This is a genomic window from Pelomonas aquatica (assembly GCF_026712205.1).
GTDB lineage: Bacteria > Pseudomonadota > Gammaproteobacteria > Burkholderiales > Burkholderiaceae_C > Pelomonas > Pelomonas aquatica.
This window is the reverse complement of the sequence record NZ_JAPPUW010000045.1, coordinates 1-3,726: the sequence shown is the minus strand read 5'-3', so window position 1 is coordinate 3,726 and position 3,726 is coordinate 1. Positions and strand designations below refer to the sequence as shown.

Annotated in this window: 5 protein-coding genes; 2 read left to right on the top strand and 3 right to left on the bottom strand. The window is 62.4% G+C overall.

The genetic code is table 11. The features are described 5' to 3' along the window. Positions 1 to 120 precede the first annotated feature (120 nt). The 3 genes from NYP07_RS23780 to NYP07_RS23770 form a co-directional block, all read right to left on the bottom strand. Complete coding sequence (locus NYP07_RS23780) at positions 121 to 1,026, bottom strand: LpxL/LpxP family acyltransferase (protein ID WP_268154678.1); 906 nt, start codon at positions 1,024 to 1,026, stop codon at positions 121 to 123. 161 nt (positions 1,027 to 1,187) lie between these two features. Next, positions 1,188 to 1,904, bottom strand: a complete 717-nt coding sequence (locus tag NYP07_RS23775) for a hypothetical protein (RefSeq protein ID WP_268154676.1) — start codon at positions 1,902 to 1,904, stop codon at positions 1,188 to 1,190. Continuing rightward, positions 1,901 to 2,290: a helix-turn-helix domain-containing protein gene (locus tag NYP07_RS23770; protein WP_158218122.1), complete on the bottom strand. Its 390-nt coding sequence runs from the start codon at positions 2,288 to 2,290 to the stop codon at positions 1,901 to 1,903. Before NYP07_RS23770 ends, NYP07_RS23775 begins: the two co-directional genes overlap by 4 nt. Before the next feature lie 173 nt (positions 2,291 to 2,463). On the opposite strand from NYP07_RS23770, the gene NYP07_RS23765 reads away from it, so the two are divergent. Together NYP07_RS23765 and NYP07_RS23760 are read left to right on the top strand one after the other, a co-directional pair. Continuing rightward, a complete protein-coding gene (locus NYP07_RS23765; RefSeq protein WP_088481203.1) occupies positions 2,464 to 2,742 on the top strand; it encodes a DNA-binding protein in 279 nt (92 codons plus the stop codon). A gap of 339 nt (positions 2,743 to 3,081) precedes the next feature. Beyond that, complete coding sequence (locus NYP07_RS23760) at positions 3,082 to 3,609, top strand: hypothetical protein (protein ID WP_268154673.1); 528 nt, start codon at positions 3,082 to 3,084, stop codon at positions 3,607 to 3,609. Positions 3,610 to 3,726: the final 117 nt, after the last annotated feature.

The following is a 3,726-nucleotide window of genomic DNA, read 5'->3' as shown; positions in this document are numbered from 1 at the left end:
GCTCGCCGTCGCTGAGCACCAGTTCGGTCTTCGGTCTGCCTCTCGCCATTGCCGTATTTCCGTCGCCAAGATACCGCAATGGCTTGCAATATTAATGCCATCTATTTCTGGGACGAAACACTAGCAGCGGGCATAGAAGTCGGCCTCGCCGGGCGGGCGCGACTTGAAGCGCTTGTGCAGCCAGAAATACTGGTGCAATTGTCGGCGCACCTGCGCCTCGATGACGGCGTTCATGCGCGCCGCGTCGGCCATCGCGTCGGCGCTCGGGAAATCGGCCAGCGCCGGCTCGATGACCAGCGTGTAGCCGTCGCGCTCGCGGCGCGGGTAGCAGGGCAGCACGGCCGCATGGGCCGCCGTGGCCATGCGCGACAGCCCGGTGATGGTGGCCGCATTGATGCCGAAGAAGGGCACGAAGACCGAGTCGCGCTGGCCGAAGTCCTGGTCCGGCAGGTAGTAGAGGCGGTAGCCGTCGCGCAGCGCGCGGATGACGGCGCGGGTGCCTTGCTGGCGCGAGAAGATGATGCCGGTGCCCAGCCGCAGCCGCCGCGCGCGGAAGAACTCGTCCAGCCAGGCGTCCTTCTGGCGCGAGTAGATGCTGACGACCGGCACCTCCATCGACACGCGCAGGCCGGCCAGGTCCAGGCCGGTGAAGTGCGGCATCATCAGCACGACCGGGCGCCCGTCCAGCGCCTTCAGATGCTCCAGGCCTTCGATGCGCATCAGCCGCCGCAGCCGCTCGGGCGACGCGAACCAGCAATAGCCGTACTCCAGCAGCATCTGCACCACCGCGACGAAATGGCGCCGCAGCAGCCCGCGCCGCTCGGCCGACGACCAGCCCGGCAGGCAGAGTTCCAGATTGCGCGCCCCGATGCGCCGCCGCGACGACGGCAGGCTGGCGATCAGGTTCCCGACCAGCCAGCCCAGCAGCGCGATGACGCGAAAGGGCAGCCAGCTCAGCAGCCAGACCAGGCCGACAAGCAGCCTCAGGTGGCCGTACGACGTGAACGCTGGGCAGGGCGTTTGCAAGTAAGTTCTTGATCTTGAACGACTTCCAGATTCGAACGCCCAGCGTTTCCCTCTCGGTAGCTGGACGCCAACGTTGGGCGACCTAGCCACTGTAGGCGATCGTTGGGCAATGCAGCCAGTTGGTCGCCATCGCTGGGTAATACAGCCAGAGGATGTTTCGATCACTTGGCCGTTGGTTTGCCGTCGACCGGCCGCGGCCGCAGACGCTCATTTAAGTCTCGGACAGTGCGCTCATCGGAGGTCAGTTCGGTAAACAAGCCGCGGGTCAAGACAGCGGACATTACGACGCTTCCGACCAAGTAGCCCATCAACTGGGTCAAGTTCAGCTTGCCATCGATGGCCATCCACACAAATACCAGTGCCAGCCAAGCCACGAACATGGCGAAGAGTGAATAGCCGGTGATTCTTCGGCGCTTCGCTCTTGTCAGCGTCAGGCCTTCAGCGGTGCTCGAGATCTCGCCGTTTCGCACCAGGTGGGCGTATCGGGCTCGGACTTCAGGGATCTCGCAGACCTCGAGACCCAAAAGTTGCTTCGGAGTCGCGCTCGGCCCCAGCTCGTAATCGACCTGAGACCTGGAAAGCGCGATCAGTGCATCTAGGAGTGCCTCGTCGCTAGAGCTATCGTCCGCAGCCAGTTCCAGCATGGCCCTCTGCTCCGCAATTAGCGCAAAGCACTTGGTCAACCGGCGGCTGAGCAGCGCCTGGTACCAGCGCAGGGCTATCCGAAGAGATCGGCATGAAAGGCGGTGCCAGTTGATTGCCTGGGCGATCTGCTGCCACTGAACGTCGGCACCGCCAACCGTCCTTTGCGAAAAGACCATCGCCAGCTCCAGAGAGCGCTGGGTGATGCTCTCGGCAGTCAGCCGCGGCCTGCTCATGCAGCCTTCCGTCCTGATAGCTGGCTCAACCGTTCTTCGACTTCTGCCTCGTTGCGCGGACCGTCCCTGAGCCATCGATAGAAGAGCGTGATGCGCTGGTATCGGGCGTATTCATTCAGCGGCTTGCCGTCGACGTCGTTGGGATTGGTGGCATCCCAAGCTTTTACCCGTTCCCAGAGGGCTGCATCGAGGGGTTCAAGTGCTTCGCGATCCTTCCCATAGACGACGAAATTGACGTCGATCTTCGCCTCGCGCATCGCATGAAGAACAGGCGTCTTAATGGAGTTGCGGCCCTGCTCCCATTTTTGGACAGCCGAGTGAGCAACGTCCAAGATGCCTGCCAGTTCCTCCTGCGTAAGTCCCAGGCGGCGACGTTCGGCAGCCAACCGCTCGCCCGCGGTTTCGGGTGGAGGGAGAGGGAACTCAGGGTTTTTTCTAGGTCTTCCGGCCATTTTCAGCGATTGACACACCCGGCGCGCCGCGCGCAGACTCGCGCTTCAAACAAAACAAGTACAAAAGTATTTATTTAGTTTGAAATGCTTCGCAGCAAGTGGAACACATGCAGCCTATTGCGCCCGCTGAGGAAAGTCAGCTTGACGGCCCCGCTTCTACCGGACGAGGCAGGGCCGTCAAGCTGAAGACGAAGGAAGAAGCCGCGCAGTGGTTCGCCGACCGCGGCATCACGATCACTGAGTGGGCACTTGAGCGGCGGTTCAGCCCAGCTTTGGTCTACCAGGTGCTCGCCGGGACCCGCAAGGCTGTCCGAGGAAGCAGTTTTCAGATTGCCGTCGCGCTGGGCATGAAATCAGTGCCGGTCGACGATTTCGAATCCGCCTAGGACCTAGGCAAAAAACAGGAGGTGGTGCCAGACGCAAGGACCAAGTCGTCCGAAATCTGGGACCCAAAAACGCCAAACGCGTCAGGGATGGGGATCCACTGACGCGTCGGGACTTTTTCCTAACACCTACATAGGAAGTGTCCGGCGGATTTGGGCAGGCGTCAAGCGCCTGCTGAGCTTTTCGGTCACCGCGCCCAGCGGCGAAAAGACGACGGGCCAGGACAGCCCGTCCCAGCGCAGCCATGGGCGGCCTTCGAGCCGCACTTGGACCCATCCCATCGAGCCTTGGCGGTCGGGCTGTGCCCCGACCGGATGGTGGCTCATGCCTGGACACTTCTCATGAAAGAACAAGACCACCACTCGGTCGTGACCCATTGGGGCGGCCGTCAGGAACGCTATCGCGAGTTCAAGCGGACCCAGAACCGGGCTCACGACCCTTTCGGCGTCCAACCCCTGCAATTCGGCTCCGACCTCCATTACGAGGCCTGGGTGCTGGAGCGCTTCTCGCCGACGACCAAGTCGTTGACGCGCAAACCAACGGACGTGAAGGCCGTCATCGCGGGCACTGATCGCAGCGCCAAAGCTACCTTTGTCGTGACGCGGCGAGATGACTCGGTTGACTATGTCTTCGTGGCCAAGACCGATGCGTCCACCCCAGCGATGCGGGCCCTTGGCAAGATCGCGGCCGCCAACGGCGCGCAAGTCATTGTCCGTACACGCGCCGAAATCCGCACTCGCGCTGACGAGTTCTGGTGGTGGGAAAAGCTCCGCCAAGTGGCCGTGCTGTGGGTACGAAAGGGCAGCGAATACGACGACGCGCTGGTGGCGTTGGTGGCCACGGGCAACAGGACGCTGGCCGAGCTCTGAATCGCCCCGGCATCCGAGGAGGCTCCTTCGTTTGAGAACATGGAGCCATGATGAGGAAGTCCCCGAAGTTTTCCCCGGAAGTTGTCGAGCGCGCGGTGCGCATGGTGCTGGAGTCGC

What these genes read in the sequence shown, in the direction of transcription:
- NYP07_RS23765 (WP_088481203.1), top strand. Translation starts at nt 2,464, where the DNA reads ATGCAGCCTATTGCGCCCGCTGAGGAAAGTCAGCTTGACGGCCCCGCT.
- NYP07_RS23760 (WP_268154673.1), top strand. Translation starts at nt 3,082, where the DNA reads ATGAAAGAACAAGACCACCACTCGGTCGTGACCCATTGGGGCGGCCGT.
- NYP07_RS23775 (WP_268154676.1), bottom strand. Translation starts at nt 1,904, where the DNA reads ATGAGCAGGCCGCGGCTGACTGCCGAGAGCATCACCCAGCGCTCTCTG.